This window comes from Maribellus sp. CM-23 (genome assembly GCF_021354595.1).
Taxonomy (GTDB): domain Bacteria; phylum Bacteroidota; class Bacteroidia; order Bacteroidales; family Prolixibacteraceae; genus Draconibacterium.
In genome coordinates this window covers 568,710-591,053 of record NZ_JADWYJ010000005.1, presented here as the reverse complement: position 1 = coordinate 591,053, position 22,344 = coordinate 568,710, and the positions used below count along the sequence as shown (strand labels likewise).

Here is a 22,344-nt window from a genome sequence, read left to right as displayed (position 1 = left end):
TTGCCAACGCAGGCGGCACTCCTTTTCATCCAAACTTACCATTGCAAAAGGCCCGCGTTGCGTTTTCTGAATTTGCGTACCTTTGGTTGGATTCAATCAGGGAACATGAAGGACGAATCGGTATTCAGAAATAAAAATCTTTACATCATATTTGGCGTTACACTCACCGCCATGATGGGTGTGGCCAGTATCACCCCGGCTTTCCCCGATATCATCCGTTATTTTGACATTCGCCCCGAGCAGGTGGGTTTGCTGATTGTCGCCTTCACCTTGCCGGGTATTTTCCTGACGCCTTTTACCGGAATGCTGGCCGATCACTACGGCCGAAAAAAAGTACTGATTCCCTCGCTCTTTTTGTTTGGTGTAGCCGGCGCGGCCTGTATGTTTGCCCCCGGCTTTTACTGGTTGCTGGGGCTTCGCTTTTTGCAGGGCGTGGGCGCCAGTTCGCTGTCGAGTATGAACATAACCCTGGTGGGCGACCTGTTTGAAGGCAAACAACGCACCGCCGTGATGGGCTACAATGCCAGTGTTCTGAGCATTGGTACCGCCTCCTACCCTGCACTGGGCGGCGTTATTGCCATTTTTGGGTGGCAGTACATTTTCCTGCTTCCCCTGCTCGCCATTCCACTGGGCTTTTGGGTGATGAACGGGCTGAACAATCCGGAACCCCACAACAAATCCGGGCTGCGTTCTTATTTCGGACGGGTTTGGAAAACCATTAACCAGCGAACCGTTTGGGGATTGCTGATCATCAATTTTATGATCTTCCTGATTTTGTACGGTACTTACCTTACCTATTTCCCGCTGATGATGGAAAAACGGCTCGGTGCCGATTCGTACCACATCGGCCTGATGATGTCGCTGATGTCGGTTACCACGGCGCTTATGAGCTCACAACTGGGAAAAATCAACCAGCTGCTGGGACTAAAAAGGCAACTGATACTGGGCAGCAGCGCCTACCTTGCGGCCTCTTTGCTGATGCTTATTTCCGGAAACTACTGGATGCTGGGCTTCTCGGTGATCGTTTTTGGCGTGGGGCACGGCGTTATCATTCCTTCCATTCAGAACATGATGGTGGGTTTCGCCGCCATGAACGAACGCGCCGCTTTTATGTCGCTCAATTCGATGGTGCTGCGCTCGGGGCAAACTTTTGGCCCTCTGCTGGTAGGAATGTTCTACGCATTAAAAGGACTCGACGCCGCCTTCCTGACCGGGGCCGGACTCGCGTTTGTTATGCTGATCGTTATTTTCGCCTTGGTTCGCATTGAAAAAACACCGGAAAATTGACGGCTTCTTATCATACAGACTTGCCAACCGCAGCGAATACCAAGCCTTTACAATCACCTCTTTACCCGGGGTTAATATTTTTTGAAGAACTGTGCCTCACCTGAACATTCAATTTGAAATATCTGTATATTCACTCCCGTTAAAAGAGAAAGCAGAAAAGAACGCAAACAATTAATTAGCAATAAATTAAATGCGATTCTCACACTATTCTCCCAATAGAGTAAAGAACAAAAATAAATGGTTGTTTATCAAGCGACAGTTAACCCGCTGTTTGCCTGTGAGTATATAAAATCATGAACGTAAGCATCAGAAAATCGACCATTGAGGACCTTGATTTCCTCGTTAAGCTGGAAAAGTTATGTTTTTCTCCCTTTCAGCAAAATTCAAGAAAAAACATCCGCCATAGCATAGTAAGCGAATTTCAGGAAGTGTTGATCGTTGAAGCCCGAAACGGCAGAAAAGACGCGATCGGCTCCATCACTTTGTTTAAATACCAGCGATCGATCCGCATTTATTCGATTGCGATTTTACCCGAACTTCAGGGAAAAGGCTATGGCGACCTCCTGTTGAAACATGTTTTTGAGCTGGCCAACCGGAATCAGTATGAAAAAATTCTGCTCGAAGCCAGTTCCAAAAACAAACAACTGATTGCCTGGTACCAGGCCCGCGGCTTCAAAATTGTTTCGGGGAAGACCGACTATTACTCGGAAGGAGAAGATGCCGTAAAGATGGAATGCACCACCAACGTGTATTCGCCTACCAATAAAACCACCAACGTTATTGTGATCAACCAGCCCTACAAGTGGTCGTTTATGGAGGTGGAAGCCAAGATCATTACGGTAAAGGAATACATCAGCAACCCGGTTTACCAGAACAGCACCGAATTCAGAATCTTCAACCTGTGCAGTTCGTACAAATACCAAAGCTACGGCTACTATGTTTCGCTGCTGGCTTCGGCCCGGGGGCAACGCGTCATTCCCAGCACAGCCACAATCCGCGATTTCAGGCTGCTGAACGTGGTACATTCGGCGGCTTTTGACATTGAAGAAGAGATAAACCGGGCGCTGAACAAAGAAAAAACCAACAGCTTTTCACTCAAGGTATTTTTTGGGCAAACCAGCACCCGCGGCTTTAAGTCGCTGGCTATGAAACTCTACCAGCTTTTTGAAGCTCCTTTGTTCCGTGTCGATTTTATCAAACACGACAAGTGGCTGATCAAAGACATACAGGTGCTTACCTTGCCCAAGCTAAGCGACAAAGAGCTGAATCACATGTATGAATTTGCACAGAAGTATTTCAGCAAAAAACGCTTTACCAAACCCAAGCTTACCAACTTTAAATACGACATTGCCATCCTTGTAAAACCCGACGAGGAAACGCCGCCGTCGTCGGAAGTGGCGTTGCAGAAATTTAAGACCATTGCCAACCGGAAAGGCATGTACGTTGAGTTTATCACCAAAAAAGACATCGACAAAATCAACGAGTTTGACGCCCTTTTTATCCGGGAAACCACCAATGTGAACGACTACACCTACGAGTTCTCGCGCATTGCCTATGCCGAAGGCCTGGTGGTGATCGACGACCCGTGGTCGATACTGAAATGCTCGAACAAGATCTACCAAAACGAGATATTCAGGAAGCATAAAATTCCGACGCCGCAAACCACGGTTTTCACCAAGAACCTTTTTACCCGGAAACAGCTCGAAACCATGAGTTTTCCGCTGGTACTCAAACAACCCGACAGCGCCTTCTCGCTGGGTGTGTTTAAGGTGGAAAACGAAGACGATGCGATGAAAGCGCTTGACAAACTTTTCAAACGTTCGGACATGGTGGTGTGCCAGGAATTCCTGTACTCGGAATTTGACTGGCGAATCGGGATCCTTGACAACAAGCCGCTGTTTGCCTGTAAATACTACATGTCGGAGAACCACTGGCAGATCTACAACTGGAAAGTAATGGAGAAGGACCAGGCCGGCGATGCCGAAACACTGAGCATCAGCGATGTTCCGGAAATTGTTCTGAAAACCGCCCTAAAAGCTGCGGCACTGATCGGCGACGGACTTTACGGCGTGGACCTGAAAATGATCGGCGGAAAAGTATACGTGGTAGAAGTAAACGACAACCCCAACATCGATGACGGAATTGAAGACCTGGTTTTGGGCGACCAGCTGTATGAAACCGTCATTGACTCGCTGATCAACCGCATTGAAATTGCCAAGAACGTTCAGAAAATTGAATTGACTCCTGAATAACCGGTTTCTCTGGTTGTAATGGAATGTGTATCTTGCGGAAAAATCGAGACCGTCATGAATAAACTGCTTTGGCTGGCATTGCTATTGATCACCCTTTCCTCCTGCTCCGACCCGAAACAAGATAACTTTACCATTACTGCATTACCCGTTAATGCCGAATTGAAAGACAACATTTTGGAAGGGCCTTCGGTGCTGAACGACCCCGATCGTTTTATCTGGGGAGCCAGCGTTATAAAAGGAGACGATGGCCGCTACCACATGCTGTATTCAACCTGGGAATGTGGCGACAGTATTCCTCCGTTCAGCGATTCGTGGGTATTGTATTCGAAAATTGCTTATGCCATATCGGATTATCCCGACCGCGATTTTAAATTCCAAAAGATTGTTTTGCAGGGACGCGCAGCCGAAGGCGACTCCAGCGCCTGGGACGCACAAATGGCGCATAACCCGCACCTTCAAAAATTCAACGGCAAATACTACCTCTACTATGTTGGCGGCAAAGATCCGGGCCTGCAAGCACCGGTATCTCCCGGCGAGCATGTAAACCTGCGGAACCGCGTTCAGCAAAGCCAGTGTATCGGAGTCATTGAGTTCGCTTCGTTCGACGACCTTCTGAACGGAAATTTCACCCGCTCCGACAAACCGCTTATTTCGCCTCGTACGCGTGTAAAACCCGACAACATTGTAAACCCGTCGCCGGAAGGAACGGAAGCTAAACCCGATAATATTATTGCAGTGAATCCCTCGGTTGTGCAACGCCCCTCGGATGGAAAATACCTGCTTTATTTCAAAGGAAATTTATACGAACCGCACTGGAAAGGCGTGCACGGCGTTGCCATTAGCGATTCGCCAACAGGTCCTTTTACCGCCACCGACGCCTTTGTTTTTGATGTGAGAAACGATGACGGAACACTGGCCAACGGCGAAGATCCCTTTGTGTGGTACCACGGCCAAAACAAAAAATTCTATTCGGTACTGAAAGACTTCACCGGCCGGATTACTTCGGGCAAACCCGGGCTGGCAATCCTGGAATCGGAAGACGGCATTGACTGGACCAAACCGGAACATTCGTTTTTTATGAAAAAACAGGTGATACTCGCCGGTGGAGACACGCTGAAAGTAAGCAACCTCGAACGTCCGCAATTGCTAATCGACGAATCGGGGTACCCGCTTGTGTTGTATGCCGCCTGTTCGGTAGATGCTGTGGGGCAAAAAACCGACGGAAGCACGTTTAACATACACATTCCTTTGCGTTCGGAGTAAACGCCTCCGAATACTTACCGCTTATTTTACTTGCCAGATTGGAATTTCGGATGGCTTGGTTTGAGAGAAACTCCGGGCAATCGGAATAAATTCATCTGTTTTTTACAATTTAAATACAAACGATTCGAATTTGGTCGTTTCACTTTTACCTGCATTGAATTTCACTAACTTTAATGCCGGCTAGATTATCAACAAGGACAAGTTCACGTACATGAAAACCATTGAAAACAACCCAAAAGGAAAAATCGGGAAACGAATTATTGCAGGCATACTGGTTCTTATTATTTTACTGGTCGTTGCCTTCCTGCTTTTTTCGCCCGGCATGGCACGAAATTACCTGAATAAACACGGTAAGGAACTTACCGGACGCAAGCTTTCGATTGAAAAAATCAACATCAACTATTTTACATCACGTGTTCAGCTGAGCAACGCAAAAATGTTTGAATCCAACGATCAGGATATTTTTGTGGCACTCGACACCCTGGTGGTTGACCTGAAACCGCTTCGCCTCTTTAAAAAGGAAATCTTTGTTCAGCAGTTCAAAGCGGTCAACCTCGATGCACGGATCACCCAGCAGGACACCTTGTTCAATTTTGATGACCTGCTTGCCTTCTATTCATCCGAAGATACGATTACCGCAGAAACGGAATCATCTCCCTACAGTTTCGACCTGAACAACCTGGAGATTGACCGGGGCCGCTTAAGTTACACCGACCAAAGCATCCAAAACACCATAACCGTTAAAGACATTACGTTTCTGATCCCTCATTTGTATTGGGGAGGCGAACAGGACAGCAAGGCCGACATTGCCTTCGACCTCGGAACAGGCGGCAGTTTCAGCAGTAGCTTTGATTACAATATTGAAACCGGTGCCTATACCGGCGAAGCCAGCCTTACCGCCATGGATCTGCAAATAATGCTGCCCTACATTCAGCAACAAATGCGTTTTAATTCGATCGATGGAACGCTTACGGCCGACATCCGTTTCAGCGGATCGCAGGAAGACCTCTCCGAATTCCTTTTATCGGGAGATGCCCGGATCGACAGTGTTTCCATCACCGACAGCGACGGGAAAAAAGTACTGGGAGTTGCTGAAGCAAAAGCCCGTTTAAAGGAAATGAAGCCCTTAAAATACCAGGCAGAAATCGGTAAGGTAACGTTCGACCACCCCTACATGTACCTTGAACTGGCTGATTCGCTGTTCAATTTTGAAAAGCTGCTGGTAGAATCGGCAGAGAATGAAATCAGCGAAGACGAGGAAGAAGCCACTGTATATTCATTTTTTATTGACAGCCTGCAAGTAAATAACGGATGGATTGATTTTAGCGACAAACGTTTCCGGGAAGAGTTTAACTACGAACTTTCTAAAATCGAAGTAAATACCGAAGACCTGTCGCTTGATACCGACTGGCTAACATTGAATGCCAACATGCTGCTGAACAAGCGTGGCAAACTGGAAGCCAGGATCGGGGTGAATCCGTACGACCCGCTTTCAAAAATCGATCTGGAATACGTTCTATCTGACTTTCAGCTGCCGGATATCAACATCTACTCCAAGCATTACACCGGGCTGCCCATATTGTTTGGCGACATGTACTACGTAAGCAAAACAACGATCGACAAACGCCAGCTCAACAGCAAAAACAACCTGATCATCCGCGATGTGGAACTAGGAAGAAAAAGCGGGGGATTGTACGATATTCCGCTAAAACTGGCTTTATTTATTCTGAAAGACATTAACGGCGATGTAAAACTCGACATTCCGGTAACCGGTGATTTGTCGGATCCAAGAACCCGCATCGGACGAATTGTATGGACCACCCTGAAGCAGTTTACCGTAAAAATTGTTGCCTCGCCATTTAAAGCGTTGGGAAATCTGCTGGGGGCTCAACCCGACGAACTCGAAGAAATCACATTTGTTTACGACGACACCATGCTCACCGGAAAACAACGTCGCGGTATTGACTTGTTGCTGAAACTGGAGGAAATGAAACCCGAAATGCAAATTGACATGCAATACCTGAACGACCGGAAACTGGAAAGAGTGGATGCCGCAAAGGAAATTGTTCACCAAAACTACCAACTGGAACGTCAAAAAACGCCCAACTCCAACCGGAAGGAATACGAAGCCTATCTGAAAGAAAAAAGCGGGATGGATTCTTTGCTTATTCAGGATTATGAGCAGATACTTGCGCCCAAAGAAAAAGTGGACAGTGTTGTTCTGGCCCGAGAAAATACGCGCATTCAACTGGTGAAAGATTACCTGGCTTCTGAGAATGATTCAACTTCTGTCCGGGCATTGCCATACAACGCCGACGAAGTCCTCAACATTGGCAGCCGGCCAAGGTTTCTGATAAAATATTTGTTACGCGAAGATACCGAGCCCTCCGGCACCGGGAACTGACACAAGCGGAACCGATCAGAGTACGATTTCGAAGCGGGCACGGATTCCGAACTGCGGCGCTCCTATCACCGACTTTGGCTGTACACGCCACAAAGCTTCGATACGGGCCATACTTAAAATATTCTCGACGCCAGCTCCCAGTTCAATATAAGGCTTTTCCATGTTGTGCACCGGCACCGGAAAGCTAACGATTTGCTGGTGCTTGTCGGAGACCGAGCCCACCAGCAGCTTGGCTGAAAACACCTCTCTGAAATTGGCTCTTTTCAGTATCGGCACACGCCGGAAAAAGAACCCGTTTAAGTGGTATTCCATGTAGGCATGAAAATATTTATCGTGCACAAACTCGAGGTAGTTCATCAGATTAAAATCGTAGCTGTACAAGCCGTAGGTTTCGTTTCCCCGCGGAATATCCAGCATTGTGTAAGGCAATTTACCCAGCCACGCGCCGGCTTCCAGCGCATAGTCGAAACGCGCCATTCCCATGTACACTTCCTGTGCAATGGTAGATGCTACCCGGCCGTAATACGAACGTTCGTTGTTGTAATAAACCTGCCCGGCAGCAACCGTAAAATGAACGATCGGAAAATCGGAGCCCATGTAAAGCCGCAAAAATCCTTTATCCACCACCTTTTCCTCGCGCGAAAAACGGGTATCGAGGCTGATCTCGGTGGCAGCTACAGAGCTCACAGGTTCGCCGTTCCTCAGGAAAGGATAAAATTCGGGAGAGTAGTGGCGCGTGTAATTCAGCATCAGTTTGTTCATTAAACCCGGGTACCACTCTTTTTCGTATTGTGCGGCTATTTTCTGTTCGCGGTACATTTCATCCAGCGGATCGTTTTTCAGCAGTTGCGAAACCAGGTTGTTTTCGGTGGCCGTAAACGCATTTTCATACAGGTAAAGAATTTTTTCATTCTCACCGTGACGGATCATTTTATCGTCGTACGACAGTTTAAAAACCTGCCTGTAAATGGTTTTGAATTTATAGCCTGCTCCCAGCATACCCGAAATCTTTTCGTTGCGGGTGCTGTATCCCAGTCCGCCCCAAACCATAAAACGTTTGCTGATTTCCTCGCTGGTTCGTGCCCCAAAAAACAGCTTGCTTCCTTCTACCTTGTTGGTATTGTAAAAGCTAGTAAAAGGCCCTATTTCAAATTTTCCGAGATCGTAATAACTGGTTACCGACATCCGGGCCAGGTTGTTCACCGTGTTTACCTGTCGGATCTGGCTGATCGAATCGATCGCCTGCCCCAAAAGAATCTGCGATTCGGTAAGTGGCTCCAGCCGGTTCATCCGCCAATAGGCAGAATCCCGTTCCAGCGCTTCCGGCAATTTTATGGTTTCGTATTTTGCTTTGGGAGTATTCAGTTTTATCTCGCCCGCCGGGTCAATAACTACCTCGTCGATAGTGGCCGTTTGCGTGTAAAAAAGCGACAAGCGTTTGGCGTCCTGGTTCCGGGTTTCAAAGGGAACATAATCAAACAACGCGTCGATTTTGTTCCGTTTGTAGAAAGGCGTTGAATCGTTTACAAAGTAATACTCGCTGTTCAGGTGAAGTTTCCGCAGAAAATTTATTCCGCTTGTGTTGGAAAGATCGCCGTCGATCTCCACAATCGAATAGTACTTATTCTCGGTGATGAAATGTCCCTTGAAAGTATTTTCGCCTCTTCTGCGGGGCTGAAAATGTACCCGGTAGTGCATCACTCCATCCACAGAAACGCTGTCGGCCAGAAAATACTTGTAGTAGTACCAGCCGTTATTGGAAAGCGGGCTCACAAAATTCTGGGTAAACAGCGGAATATGATTGTCGTAAAAATTCACTTCCATGTCCAGAGCACTTGTATAGCCCGAAATCTCCAGGTCGTTAAGAACCCCCACCCCGTTTGTACGGTCGGCCAACACCGTGGACTTCATTTTCGATGGCACCTTTTGGATCTCATTAAAAACCAACTGTTCAGAAAAATAAAGCGGCAAAAAATGCGTGCTGTCCTCTCCCATTTTCAAAAGGTTCGGGTTGTTTCGAAAGGCCCTCGAATTCCGCAGTTTTTCTCCCACATTATTGATCTGGTACTCCCACTGTGTATATTTTTTATACGAAAACTTGTTGTACTGATCCGGGTTATTGGCCTCCTTCCGCGCCATTATGTGATTAAACAAATCCCGCATGGGCCCTTCGTCGGGGCTTACTTCCACTTCCTGGATATCAAACACTTCCTCGCTCATGATTATCTCCATGAAACTCATGTCCTCGCGCGGAATCAGTTTATTCACTGCCAGGTATCCGATTGCGGAAAATGCAAGAGTATCCGTTAGCTTTGGAAAAGGAATTTTAAAACGCCCCAGCGTGTCGGTGGTAGTTCCAACCGTAGAATGTTTAATGATAATATTGACAAAAGGAATCGGTTCCCCGGAGTAACGGTCAGTAACAACTCCGTTTAACATTTTTTGCTGCCCGCTCACGGTATTCGCAAGCAGTATCAACAGCAAAATAAATATTGTTGTAAAACGGGACCTTGAACCAAACAATAAAGTTTGCAATGGCATGTACTTGTTTTCTGTTTCTGACTTTTTCGCTTCTTCTTTCCAGCTAAAGAATAGGCGCACCAAAGTTGTACAAAAAAATAATATGTTCGGTACCTGCAAGTATTTTTTTAGATAGATTAAACAAAAGACCAATAGAAAACCTCGCAAACAAATCAACTAGAATAGATTACAAACAAATACAATGTCTTAATCCATCCAAAAACGGTTTTTCCGGAAGATGCCTTTTGCCCAGTAAACAAAGGGAGTATCGGCAGCGGCCACCACCCATTTCAGGATGTAGGTAGTAATAAAAATCTCGAGCAGAACGATTCCCTCGTACACCCCCCAGAAGGCGATCAGCACAAAAACAGAACTATCGATCAGCTGCGAAACCATGGTGCTCAGGTTGTTTCGTATCCAAAGCTGGTTGTCTTTCGAAAAGCGGCTTTTCCAGAAATGAAAAGCCCATACATCGTGCCGTTGCGAAAGCAGGTAGGCTGCCAGACTGGCAATCGCAATACGTGGCATTAAACTAAAAATGGTACTGGTAGCTGAATGAGCGGTAGCTGCAAAATCATCGCCCGAAAACGGGATAAACTGCAATGCCATGTTCATCAGAAGAGTCATGGAAATAAGGCTGAAAAAACCAATCCACACCGCTTTTTTGGCTTCTTTCTTCCCGTAGTTCTCCGAAAGAATATCCGTAACTAAAAATGAAGTCGCATACACAATGTTTCCAAGTGTAGACACCAAACCAAAAAGCTTTACGGTTTGGATAACCTGGATATTGGCCACAATTACCGAAATGGGAATCCACATGATCAAACCCCATTTACCAAACAGGCGGTAAGCCAAAATAATCATCAGGAAATTGGCCAGCAACATGACCAGCCAAAGCAATTCATTCTGCATTTTTTTCTTTTTTGGTTCGCAGGGTGATGCCACCTGCGAAAGTTTAACAATCTTGTTTCGTTCGCAAATGTAGAAGAAAAAGAGAAAAGAGAAAAGCTGCCTGAGCTAAATCATCCGTTCTTTGCCTTTTTCAAGATATTCAACACCCTCTCGTCGATGCTGCCAAACAATGAAACTCCGGAAGCGCCGTTCTCCATTGCAAAACGGATACCTTCGCTCAATTCATCGTCCGACTTAAAATCAGGTAAAAACAAACCGGCATAAACCGGAAATTTCCCGCATAAAAAGTGTTTTCCTTCTGCCACTGCATCACCGATCCATTTTACCGACTCGCGGTAAAAACCGTGGTAAATCATCGGGCAAACACCGTCCAGGTTCCAGTTGGTCCAGTCTTGCCGAACAATGCGCCGGGCAATTTCGGGAGTCGGAAATACAGCTGCGGTGATTGGCTTTTTATACGAATGCGCCAAATCTGCCAGGTGGTTCACAATTCCGTTTATCTGCTCGTAACGAAACTTTCTCCACGACGGGCTTTGATCCGGAAACTCCAGTTCCAGCGGATCTGTCCCGTACTCTGCCTTGTATTTTTCGCGGCAGGTATCGCAGTAACAAAAGTCGTATTCCGGCAATTCCTTTGTTTGATCGATCTTGTAGTTTTCCCACAGGTTAACCGGCAGAATAACATCACAATACCTTACATAATCGAGGTGCAGACCATCCACATAATCCTTTTCCAGAATTTCCCTCGACTTCTGGGTCAGGTATTCTTTGGTTTCCGGCTTCGAAGGGCAAAGCCAGCGATAATACCCAACGTACGGAGGCTCGGTAGCACATGACTTTCCTTCGTGGCTAACCGCATACCAATCGGGATGATTCTCCAGCAACTCCTTTTCGCCGCGGTTCATGGTCCACATCCAGCGGTGTGTCTCCAGACCGGCTTTTTTGGCAATCCGAAAATGACGTTCGCTGTCGGCTTCAAAAAATATCCCGGTTATCCCGGCTTCGTAAAAACTTTCGTATTTTTCGGCCAGCTCTTCATCCGTTGCTTTTTGATTCGGATTCTCCCAAACCCAGTTTTTAATCTGCTGTGTTTGTTTCTTGTTCACAGCCCCGGCAGAACCTGATCCCAGAAGGGTCATCCCCATCCCAGCCAGTACCGACGATTTGATAAAGTCACGTTTATTCATATCGTTTTAATTAGTGGTTCTCGTAAGCAAGCTGTTATTGTCGAGCCTCAATACACACCCGTTTGCAGCCGTTAATTTTAGCTTGAAATCATTGGCAGTGGCAGTCATTTCCAGTTCAAAAGGGACATCGTTATCCATTCCTGATTTCGGAACCTGCAGCTCCTCCAGCGAAGCGGCAAAACGCTGGTTTTCGCGCCGGAACTCCTGCTGTTTGTAATACGCCAGCCAAAGATGCCGCGCCAGCAACTCATCCAAAGGCATTTGAAAAGATACTTTCCTTGTACCAACCTGCTCTTCCGAAAACTGAACCAAGCCCCAACGTTCAGGGAAATGCATATTGATTACTCCCTGCGGACTCCAAACCCAGTTGTTCTCCGGCAAACTCCGACCGCTTACTTTGTCTTTCACCTTTACGTATTTCCCGTCAACCACCTCGGTATGCCACTGCACACGCGAAAAGTTCATCTTCCACACATCGCCGTCACCGGCTTGCTCGAAATGCTCGTCGCGCGCAAAAGACGCGAACGGAATTTTAACTTCCACACACCATTTACGGTCCTTATCCGCCGGATTGTTCAGTGTCCCGTCCACAAAAACGGCACTTTCAAAACCCGGAGCATTCCATTCGATGTCCGGTTTTGCCCCATTTCGATAAGGCTTGTTCAGAAAAAGATCGAACAATATGTTTTGCGCGTTTAATTCGTATTCAAAATAATTGTAGCAATCCCGGTCGGGATCAATAAACAACTCAATGTCGTTTTCGTGGAAAACCACCATATCGTGCCGGTCGTAATACGCCCAAACATGGGGCTCCTGCAGTTCAAAATAGTAGTAAAGATTCTGGGCATCCCACAACATTTTGAAACGGGTTTCATAGGTAGGACGCGGTTTGAGGTCTCCTTCTATATCTTCGAAATGTTCTGACCATTCAGTTTTCTGCCAACTCTCTTCAGAGGCCTTTCCATCAATGCTTATTTCTTCCGGACACTGATACGTGACATAAGTCCTGACCGGAGTAAACAGGTTTTCAAACCCCTCAAAATCCTGCCCTGAAGCAATGCCCGGCAAACCAAGCACGCTCATTATCCCTGCTATCCAAAAACTGTTCTTCATCTGTATACTTAAGTGCAATACACAAAAATATTAAAAAGAATTACAGAAATAAACAGCCTTTATAAAATTTTTAAAAAAGATCAACGAAATATTTGGGGTTAAAACAAAGATTGCTTCCCCACCTGCTGATGAAGAAGCAATCTGATTAAGAATTTCTATTCTTTACGGGTTTCTGCACAAGGACTTTCTTACTCCATGTCAACATCCCGCGTAATATAGCTGCGGTAATCTTTCAAAATCGGTTCATATTCTTCGTGAAACAATTCGGAGGTTACCATAAAATCAGCTGTAGAACGGTTGGAAGCCGTTGGGATGTTGTAAAGAACCGTGATTCGAAGCAAGGCTTTTACGTCCACATCGTGTGGCTGCGGTTGCATCGGATCCCAAAAGAAAATCAGGATATCCACGTTTCCTTCACAAATCATCGCTCCCAGCTGCTGATCGCCTCCCAGCGGCCCCGACTTTAAACGGGTTACGGTTGGCGGCACTTCACCATGTTTTTCACATTTCTCCTTCAAGGTATCTTCCACCAGTTTTCCGGTGGTACCGGTACAAATCAAATCGTGTTGTCTTAACTCTTTCCAGTTAAAAGCCACCCACTCCATGATATCCTTCTTTCGGTTATCATGCGCTACTATTCCAATGTTTTTCTTCTTTTTCATGTTTAAATTGTTTTCAGAGCCCGATGTTTACTCACGCAATCCTCAGAGTTGTCAATAGCTTAACTCTCTTGACCGGCGCACATCATGCCCTTTGCTTCTTGTTAAAATTTATTTGCGTTCAGGTAAGATACCTGTCCTTTGACAGATAGCTTTATTGGAATTGTATTGCTATTGGAGCGTTTAAATCATTTTCTTTATCTGATCAATAATTTCCTCTGCCAGTCCGGCTGCCTGCTCCATCGATCCGGCTTCGGCATAAATACGGATAATGGGCTCGGTATTCGACTTCCGAAGATGCACCCACGAATCCGCGAAATCTATTTTCACACCGTCGATATCTGTCACCTGCTCGGCTGCATATTTTTCTTTTACTTTCACCAGAACTCCGTCCACATCAATATCGGGTGTCAGCTCAATCTTATTTTTTGAAATAAAGTAATCGGGATATGTCTTTCTGAGTTCCGAACACTTCATCCCGCTTTTTGCCAGGTGCGATAAAAACAGGGCAGCTCCCACCAGCGCATCCCGCCCGCTGTGGCTGGCCGGGTAAATAACACCACCGTTACCTTCGCCGCCAATAACCGCATTGGTTTCACGCATTTTAGCTACCACGTTCACCTCGCCAACCGCACCAGCTGCATAACTTTGTCCGTGCTTTTCAGTTACATCGCGCAGCGCCCGGCTCGACGAAAGATTCGAAACCGTATTTCCGGGAGTGTGGGCAAGTACATAATCAGCCACTGCTACCAGCGTATATTCTTCGTTAAACATGCTGCCATCTTCGCTGATGATCACCAAACGGTCCACATCAGGATCCACCACAAAGCCTACGTCTACCTTTTCATTCCGGATGATTTCGGCGGTCTCCACCAGGTTTTCAGGAAGTGGTTCCGGTGTGTGCGCAAAATGCCCGGTTGCTTCGCAATTGATCTCTACCACTTTTTCAATTCCTAAAGCTTTGAAAAGTGCGGGCATGGCCACTCCCCCCACTGAATTCACTGCATCAACCGCCACTGAAAAACCGGCATTGCGGATCGCTTCCACATCTACCAATTCGAGGTTGAGCACATGTTCGATATGAGTATCAGTGTAATCTTTTTCGACAACCGTGCCGAGCGCATCCACTTCGGCAAAAACAAATGATTCGCTTTCCGCTATTTCCAGCACCCTTGCGCCTTCTGCAGCATCCAGAAACTCGCCGGAAGCGTTTAACAACTTTAATGCATTCCATTGCTTGGGATTGTGACTGGCAGTGAGAATAATTCCGCCATCGGCCTTCTCTTCAGTTACTGCGATTTCGGTAGTTGGCGTTGTTGCCAAACCAATGTTTACCACATTGCATCCCATTCCGGTAAGCGTTGCCACCACCAGCGAGCTAACCATAGCTCCGGAAATACGCGCATCGCGTCCCACCACTATTGTAAGATTTTCTTTACCAGCTTTCTCTTTTGCCCAGGTAGCATATGCTGCCGAGAATTTTACTACGTCCAGCGGACTAAGTCCTTCGCCCGGTTTTCCGCCAATTGTACCACGAATTCCTGAAATGGATTTTATTAAAGTCATCTTCTTTGTTTTTTGCTGCGACAAAGATAAGCATCACCCCAAGATAAATGGCTAAGAAATATCAGTTAGACCACGGAATTTAGCATTCACAATAATCAAGTAACAAATCGGTAATCAAAAATTAAGATTTGTCTGTCTTTTTCCTGAAAACTGACAAAATGTAAATTCGCCATTTTGCAGCTGAAACACTTAAGATTAGGTTTCGGGGATTTTAAGCGCCAACTAAAAAAGGAGTATTATAGATTTTCGTCTTCGATTCCTTCCAACTCCTTAAGGGTAGCTTTTAGTTTGCTGATATAATTTCCGTAGAGTTTACGGAATCCCCAGCGAAGAAAAAGAAATATTCCGCCCACCAAAATGGTCAGCACAAGCAATCCGATTATGATCAGCAGTACCAGTTTTCCTGAATCGATCTGTAATACTTCGCCTGCCTGACTGGTCATACTGACATTTACTCCTTGGTAAAGCCCCGAGATAAATGCCAGGCCAATTGCCACCATAAAAGTTGCCAGCGCCAGGTAAAACAGCCTTTTGTACAACTGCAGGGTATTGATGATCTTTTTCAAGGTCTCCCGAAGATCACAAATCACATCGCAGTTTTTCCGCACCCGGTAATATTTGATTACAAAATACAGGAAAGTGGTAAATATAAGTGCGTTGCTAAAAACTCCGAGAAACACGAGCCATTGGGGAACATTTACTCCCTCCGGCAAACTTTTCAGTACCGTTGGCGACACAAAAAAGTCGTCGAAAGCAAACAGCAGGATCAAAGCGAACAACACCAGAAATCCGATTCTGATATTCCGGTCGATTCGCTCAATCAGGCTGCCGGTGCGCTTGCTCAGCATGCTCCGCAACTGGCTTTCATCCAATTCCTTTCCGGCAGGAAGCTTATTCCAGGTTTTCTTTAGATCGTTTAAATCCATTTGTTATGCTTCTGTATCCATGAATTTCTTTAGTTTCTTCTTGATCCGGTTCATCTTCACACGCACATAATTCTGCGTGATTCCCGTGATCTCTGCAATCTCCTCGTACTTTTTATCTTCGAGAAAGAGCAGAACAATCGATTTTTCAATACCTGTTAAATAGTTGATCGCCTTGTGTAACTCTTTTATTTTCTCTTCGGTTTCCGTATCGTAAGCTTCATCTACAATCTGAAAATTCTCGTAAGTGAGAAGATTCTGATCAGGCCTTCTTTTGCTCTTTTTGAAGGTCGTAATTGCCGTATTCAGCGCAACCCGGTACATCCACGTCGAAACCTTCGACTCCTCTCTGAAAGTTGGGAATGATTTCCAAAGCTGTGCTACAATCTCCTGGAAAAGGTCGCTCCGGTCATCGTCCGTGTCGCAATAAATATTGCAGACTTTGTGGATGATGCCCTGATTCTTCTGTATTATCTGTAAAAAGTCCCTTTCCAAAATCAGGTTATTAGTAGCTAATTTGGGTTTAAATTACACAGTTCAATCACCTAAAACACAGGCTATCATGTTTGGATGTGTTTTCAGAATCCGATTTTGGCTTTGTCCGGCTTCCTCTTTTTTCTGAAAACACGGAATATTTGTGTCGTTGAAATTAATTCATTTTCAGAAATTTCACCTCATTGTCGGTCAGAAAACGCCATTTTCCGCGCGGCAAGTTCTTTTTGGTAAGCCCGGCGAACAGCACACGGTCCAGTTTTTTAACCCGGTAACCCAAATGCTCGAATATACGACGTACAATCCGGTTTTTGCCCGAATGGATTTCAATCCCTATCTCGGTTTTGGCTTCCGCATCAATGTAGCTGATCGCATCAGCAGCAATAAATCCGTCTTCCAGTTCAAAACCGTCGGCAACTCTTTCCATGTCCGATTTGGTCAAAGGTTTATCCAGGCTCACCTGGTACACCTTTTTCATGTTGTGGCTCGGGTGTGTCAGCTTTTTCGACAAATCGCCGTCGTTGGTAAAAAGCAGCAGACCGGTGGTATTCCGGTCGAGTCTTCCTACCGGGTAAATGCGTTCGTCACAGGCATTCCGAACCAATTCCATTACGGTTCTTTCGGCATGAGGATCTTCGGTAGTTGTTACAAAATCTTTGGGCTTGTTCAGCAATAAATAAACTTTCTTTTCAGCACTTAGCAGGCGGCCATCAAAACGCACTTCGTCGCCCGGTATTACACGGGTTCCGAGCTCTGTTACCACTTTTCCGTTTATGGTAACCACACCGGCAGTAATGTAGGTGTCGGCTTCGCGGCGCGAGCACACTCCGGAATTGGCAATGTAACGGTTCAAGCGCATCCCTTCCGAAGAAAGCGTGCGGTCTTTCGGTTGTTTTACCGGTTTCTCGGCCTGCGTTTTACGTGCAAAAGGTTTTTTCTCCCATTTCCGCGGAGCAAATTCTTTCTTTGGTTCTTCTTTGACTACCGGTCTCGACTTGCCAACTCTTTTCCCTGTTGGAGCCGATCCTGTTTTTTTAGGGGGCCGTCCCGGCTTCCCTGTATTGCGGGCGCTGCTTCCGCTTCTGTTGTTTTGCCTGTTCATTGCTGTTTTTACTTTTTGCAAAGATCGATAAAAATTCGGATTACAGATTTTATTTGCCTCAAATCCATTAATTTCGGGAAAACATTTCAAAAAAACATTTTATGCAGTCACACGAAATAGATTACAAGATTATCGGACATGATGTACAACTGGTCGAAGTGGAGTTGGATCCGGGGGAAACCGTAGTTGCGGAAGCAGGAGCCATGCTTTACATGGAAGAAGGAATTGATTTTCAGGCACGAATGGGTGACGGATCAAATCCGGGAGCAGGCTTTTTTGACAAACTGCTTTCTGCCGGATCGAGGCTGATCACCGGAGAATCTTTGTTTCTTACGCACTTTACCAACCGCGGATGGGGTAAAAAACATGTGGCTTTTTCAGCTCCTTATCCGGGAACCATCATTCCGCTGAACCTGCCTTCCCTTGGCGGCAGAGTGATCGTTCAGAAAGACGCTTTTTTGTGTGCTGCGCTCGGAACCAAAATTTCGATCACCTTCAACCGGAAATTGGGTGCCGGATTTTTTGGCGGCGAAGGGTTTATTCTTCAGCAACTGGAGGGCGATGGCAGAGCGTTTATTCACGCCGGAGGAACCGTTATTGAACGACAACTAAACAACGAAACGCTAAGGGTTGATACCGGTTGTATTGTCGGATTCGAAACGTCCATTGACTACAGCATTGAACAAGCCGGCGGATTGCGCTCGATGGTGTTTGGCGGCGAAGGAATTTTCCTGGCCACATTGCGTGGTACCGGAAAAGTGTGGCTGCAAAGTATGCCTATCCGTAAACTGATTGCCGAACTTTCTCCCGCAGGAGGCAATGCACGAAAAGAAGGTCGATCAGGGTTACTGAATCAGATTTTGGAAGGATAAGCTTTAGCTAGCAGTCGCAGTTGGCAGTGCAAGAGAGTCTAAAAAATAAAAAATGGCGGGAAGTGATTTTTACTTCCCGCCATTTTTTATCGCACAAAACGAATTCTTGGCAAATAGCGGGCTTCATGCCCCTGGTTGATACGAAACGTGTTGCTTACAACCAATACGAGATTATACAAATACAAACCGCCAATGGCCATTATTTTATAAACCGGATTTCCGAGTATTGACAGAGAAACATCGCCTGATTGATGAAGCCGGTAATAAGTACTCCCGATAAACCAAATGTAGGTTAGCAAAAGTACGATGGTCCATGTGATCTGAAAGTTAAGCACATTTTTAGCCAGCCGATCGATTTGTTTCAGCCTGCCTTTTTTCGATATCCACAGAATGAGGGGAATAATGATTCCCAACAAAGGGAAAACGATAAATCCAAGCGAAGAAAGATTCAGCGACATCAGAAAACCTTTGTCCTCTTCGGGTTCCCAGTCCATTAAATCTTCGGGCGCCACATCCAACGCCTCCGATAAGCGGATCAAAGTGTCACCACGGGGCTCTGTTTCCCCGTTCTCGATTCGTTGCACGGTTCGTAAACTAACTTTTGATTTTTCGGCCAGTAGTTCCTGAGATAATCCTTTTCGTGTTCTTAATTCACGAATGTTTTTGGCCAGATTTTGCTTGCTCATTTTTTTGATTTTGAATTCAGAAGCAAATGTATTTTGTGCAGCTTTGCCTGGTAACGTCAATCCTGCGTCATTTCTGCGTCATATGTGTCAGAAGATAAAAACAAGCAAAATATACTCCCTTTTAATCGTTCCGAAAACTGCGCCGGATCACTGACAACTGAACACTTTCTCAAACAACTCCCGGCAAACTGATTCCTTTGATTTTCCGGTACAGATCGAGGGCAAACACATCGGTCATCCCGGCAACAAAATCAACTACCGACTGTATTTTTGAATAAGTTGATTCATCAGCGGGTTTGTATTGACCGGGCAACAGCGAAAGGATTTTCTTACTGTATTTTTCTTCCGGTGTCATAATCGCCTCCACAAATTCATCCAGCAACGTACCAATAATTTTATAACCTGCAATCTCGATCTCCACCACCGTACGATGGTTGTACACTTCGGCTACCGATATCTTTTGCACGCGTTTCATTGCTTCATGCTGAACTGCCGGCAAACGATCAATCAGGCTTTTCTTAAAAGTGCCCGCCAGTATTTCACCTTCGTTTTCCTCAAAAATGCGGATACACTCGTAAATCAATTTCCCGATCACCCCGGCACGCAGGTAGCTGATTTGCTCGTTGCGGTCGGTTACTTTCAACAGGGTATTTTCAATCCGGTCGAGTTGCGACTTTTCAGCTTCCGGATCATAAAACCCCAGAAACAAACCTGTGATGGTATCGTAATTCAGGATTCCCAGTTTAAAAGCATCTTCCAAATCCATGATCTGGTAGCAAATATCATCCGCGGCCTCAACCAGGTAGACCAACGGATGACGGCAAAAACTTCCGTCTTCGTTCCGATGTATGGAAAGCGTTTCTGCAATCTTCAGGTAGTTTTCCTTATCCGACTGAAAAAAGCCAAACTTTGATTTGGTAGCTGCTGTTGATTCAAACGGGTATTTAACAATACTGGCAAGTGTAGAATACGTTAAGGCAAAACCGCCGTCGCGCTTTCCGTTAAACTGGTGAGTCAGCGTACGAAATGCATTGGCATTCCCATCAAAATGCGTAAAATCTTTCCACTGCCCTTCGGTTAAACCAAACTTTTTCTTTTTGAATTTCTTTCCGTTACCTTTTAGAAAAAAATTGGAAATAGCAGCTTCACCTGAATGACCAAACGGCGGGTTTCCCAGATCGTGCGCCAGGCAGGCAGTGGAAACAATACTGCCGATTTCATGAATCAACTGATTTTCCGGATATTTTTTTGACAAACGTTCTGCCAGAATGCTTCCAAGAGAGCGCCCCACACTGGCCACTTCCAAGCTGTGAGTCAACCGGTTGTGCACAAACACATGCTCGGGAAGCGGAAAAACCTGGGTTTTGTTTTGCATCCTCCGGAAAGGCGACGAAAAAATAATGCGGTCATAATCGCGCTGAAACTGTGTCCGGTCTTCGTGAGCCGCCAGCGGCTGATGTTCCTCCATTCCCAGCCGTTTGGCAGAAAGCAGTTGGTTCCAATCCATTGTAATCGTTTAAGTCACGAAAATAATGAAATTCCCCGATGAAGACAGAAAAATCAAAAGTATCAGCTGCTCAGGAAGTGAAGCAAAACGGAATTAATCGCGCCAGAACGTGCGGGTAAAAATGATGATCACACTGTAGATTTCCAATCGTCCGATCAACATCAGAAAGGTGAGAAAATACTTGGCTCCGGCAGGTAAATGCAGAAAATTACTTACCGGGCCCACCGTTCCGAATCCGGGCCCGATGCCCGCCATACTGGTGGCAACCGCTCCAAACGAGGTAGCCAAGTCTTCGGTCCACAAAAGCATCACCATGGTGCCCACCAATACAATAAAATAATACACAAAAATAAAGGTCATGATTTGTGTCACATGCTCGTCCCTTACCCGTTGCCCGTTGTAATGAAGGAGCTTTACCTTGTTGGGAGACAATATTTCACTGAAAGTAAGTTTCATTTTTTTCAATGCTATTACATGACGGATCACTTTCACTCCACCGCCGGTCGACCCCGCCGAAGCACCAATCAACATCAGCATTCCGATCAGCAGTATTGCCTGAACCGGCCACTGAAGATAGTCGGCTGTTGCAAACCCCGTTGCGGTAATAATTGACACAACCTGAAAGAAAGCACTTCGGAAGGCACTTTCCAGTCCGTATTCCTGGTGAATAAAATAAAGTACCAGCGTAATAATTCCCCCAACAAACAGGATCACTAAAAGATAGGCTCTTAATTCCTCGTTGTGAAAAACGGATTTAAAACGCCGGCGAAGCATCAGAAAATGCACCGTAAAATTTATCCCTGATAACAACATAAAAAACGTTATCACATACTGGATGTAAGGCGAATATCCGGCAATGCTGTCGTTCTTCGTAGAAAAACCACCGGTAGCAACCGTGGCAAAGGAATGACAAACACTGTCGAACAAAGGCATGCCACCAATGCTCAGAAAAACGATCTCTGCAACTGTAAGCCCCATGTAAATCAGCCATAAATTCCGGGCTACTTTGCGTATGCGGGTCGATATTTTTTCGTTGTCGACATTCGAGGCCTCGGAATAAAAAAGATAGATCCCGTGTATTTTCAGAAAAGGCATAATCGCCACCACCAACACAATGATTCCCATGCCGCCGATCCAGTGGGTTTCGGAGCGCCAGAATAAAATACTTTTTGGAAGCGCCTCAATATCCGCCAATATGGAAGACCCGGTGGTTGTAAATCCGGAAAAAGATTCAAAAAATGCGTTGGTAAACGATGGTATACTGTTGGTAAGCTGGTACGGGATGGTGCCCACCAAACCCATGATTACCCAAGCCATACAAACAATTACAAAGCTTTCGCGAATGGATGGTTCGTGGTATCTTTCCCGGCGGGTCAGCACATTCAGCGCTACTCCGGAAACAAAGGTTACTGCAAACGACAACAACATTTTAAATGCGATCTCCTCTTTGTAATAAAACGAAACGCCCACTGCCATCAGCATAAAAAGGCTTTCGAATACCATTACAATGGAGATAAAATGGAGAAGAAGCGCAATATTAATCTTCGATCTCTTCATATTTAGATCCGCGAAACAGTGTTGCAGTTTAGCCTGCCATGA

General features: G+C 45.8%; 17 protein-coding genes. 5 read left to right on the top strand and 12 right to left on the bottom strand.

Features of this window, described 5'->3' with window-relative positions; genetic code table 11:
* Positions 1–105 precede the first annotated feature (105 nt).
* The 4 genes from INQ51_RS18720 (at position 106) to INQ51_RS18705 (ending at position 7,206) form a co-directional block, all read left to right on the top strand.
* Positions 106–1,287 (top strand): MFS transporter, encoded by a 1,182-nt coding sequence (locus INQ51_RS18720; protein WP_233379476.1) that lies wholly within the window; start codon positions 106–108, stop codon positions 1,285–1,287.
* A 293-nt stretch (positions 1,288–1,580) separates the two neighbouring features.
* Positions 1,581–3,539 (top strand): GNAT family N-acetyltransferase, encoded by a 1,959-nt coding sequence (locus INQ51_RS18715; RefSeq protein ID WP_233379475.1) that lies wholly within the window; start codon positions 1,581–1,583, stop codon positions 3,537–3,539.
* Between the two features lie 54 nt (positions 3,540–3,593).
* Positions 3,594–4,802, top strand: a complete 1,209-nt coding sequence (locus INQ51_RS18710) for a glycoside hydrolase family protein (RefSeq protein WP_233379474.1) — start codon at positions 3,594–3,596, stop codon at positions 4,800–4,802.
* A 211-nt stretch (positions 4,803–5,013) separates the two neighbouring features.
* Positions 5,014–7,206 carry a DUF748 domain-containing protein gene (locus INQ51_RS18705; protein ID WP_233379473.1) on the top strand — a complete coding sequence of 731 codons (2,193 nt, stop codon included), beginning with the start codon at positions 5,014–5,016 and terminating at the stop codon, positions 7,204–7,206.
* 15 nt (positions 7,207–7,221) lie between these two features.
* On the opposite strand, the gene INQ51_RS18700 is transcribed toward INQ51_RS18705, so the two are convergent.
* The 9 genes from INQ51_RS18700 to INQ51_RS18660 form a co-directional block, all read right to left on the bottom strand.
* Complete coding sequence (locus INQ51_RS18700; protein WP_233379472.1) at positions 7,222–9,645, bottom strand: DUF5686 and carboxypeptidase-like regulatory domain-containing protein; 2,424 nt, start codon at positions 9,643–9,645, stop codon at positions 7,222–7,224.
* A 288-nt stretch (positions 9,646–9,933) separates the two neighbouring features.
* A complete protein-coding gene (locus tag INQ51_RS18695) occupies positions 9,934–10,638 on the bottom strand; it encodes a queuosine precursor transporter (RefSeq protein WP_233379471.1) in 705 nt (234 codons plus the stop codon).
* A gap of 110 nt (positions 10,639–10,748) precedes the next feature.
* Positions 10,749–11,825, bottom strand: a complete 1,077-nt coding sequence (locus INQ51_RS18690; protein ID WP_233379470.1) for a family 10 glycosylhydrolase — start codon at positions 11,823–11,825, stop codon at positions 10,749–10,751.
* 6 nt (positions 11,826–11,831) lie between these two features.
* Positions 11,832–12,938: a carbohydrate-binding family 9-like protein gene (locus tag INQ51_RS18685; RefSeq protein WP_233379469.1), complete on the bottom strand. Its 1,107-nt coding sequence runs from the start codon at positions 12,936–12,938 to the stop codon at positions 11,832–11,834.
* Between the two features lie 188 nt (positions 12,939–13,126).
* Positions 13,127–13,600, bottom strand: coding sequence for a methylglyoxal synthase (locus tag INQ51_RS18680; protein ID WP_233379468.1), 474 nt, complete (start codon positions 13,598–13,600; stop codon positions 13,127–13,129).
* Between the two features lie 180 nt (positions 13,601–13,780).
* On the bottom strand, positions 13,781–15,163 hold the full coding sequence (glmM, locus tag INQ51_RS18675) for a phosphoglucosamine mutase (protein ID WP_233379467.1): 1,383 nt from the start codon (positions 15,161–15,163) through the stop codon (positions 13,781–13,783).
* 236 nt (positions 15,164–15,399) lie between these two features.
* On the bottom strand, positions 15,400–16,089 hold the full coding sequence (locus tag INQ51_RS18670; protein WP_233379466.1) for a hypothetical protein: 690 nt from the start codon (positions 16,087–16,089) through the stop codon (positions 15,400–15,402).
* A 3-nt stretch (positions 16,090–16,092) separates the two neighbouring features.
* A complete protein-coding gene (locus INQ51_RS18665; RefSeq protein ID WP_119436847.1) occupies positions 16,093–16,581 on the bottom strand; it encodes an RNA polymerase sigma factor in 489 nt (162 codons plus the stop codon).
* Positions 16,582–16,735: 154 nt separating this feature from the next.
* Positions 16,736–17,680, bottom strand: coding sequence for a pseudouridine synthase (locus INQ51_RS18660; protein WP_233379465.1), 945 nt, complete (start codon positions 17,678–17,680; stop codon positions 16,736–16,738).
* Positions 17,681–17,781: 101 nt separating this feature from the next.
* On the opposite strand from INQ51_RS18660, the gene INQ51_RS18655 reads away from it, so the two are divergent.
* Complete coding sequence (locus INQ51_RS18655) at positions 17,782–18,552, top strand: TIGR00266 family protein (RefSeq protein WP_233379464.1); 771 nt, start codon at positions 17,782–17,784, stop codon at positions 18,550–18,552.
* 86 nt (positions 18,553–18,638) lie between these two features.
* Here the strand turns inward: INQ51_RS18655 and INQ51_RS18650 are convergent, their stop codons facing one another.
* From INQ51_RS18650 to INQ51_RS18640, 3 genes are all read right to left on the bottom strand, one after another.
* Positions 18,639–19,238 carry a helix-turn-helix domain-containing protein gene (locus INQ51_RS18650; protein WP_233379463.1) on the bottom strand — a complete coding sequence of 200 codons (600 nt, stop codon included), beginning with the start codon at positions 19,236–19,238 and terminating at the stop codon, positions 18,639–18,641.
* A 169-nt stretch (positions 19,239–19,407) separates the two neighbouring features.
* Positions 19,408–20,745 (bottom strand): deoxyguanosinetriphosphate triphosphohydrolase, encoded by a 1,338-nt coding sequence (locus INQ51_RS18645; RefSeq protein WP_233379462.1) that lies wholly within the window; start codon positions 20,743–20,745, stop codon positions 19,408–19,410.
* A gap of 93 nt (positions 20,746–20,838) precedes the next feature.
* Positions 20,839–22,302 (bottom strand): TrkH family potassium uptake protein, encoded by a 1,464-nt coding sequence (locus INQ51_RS18640; protein WP_233379461.1) that lies wholly within the window; start codon positions 22,300–22,302, stop codon positions 20,839–20,841.
* Positions 22,303–22,344: the final 42 nt, after the last annotated feature.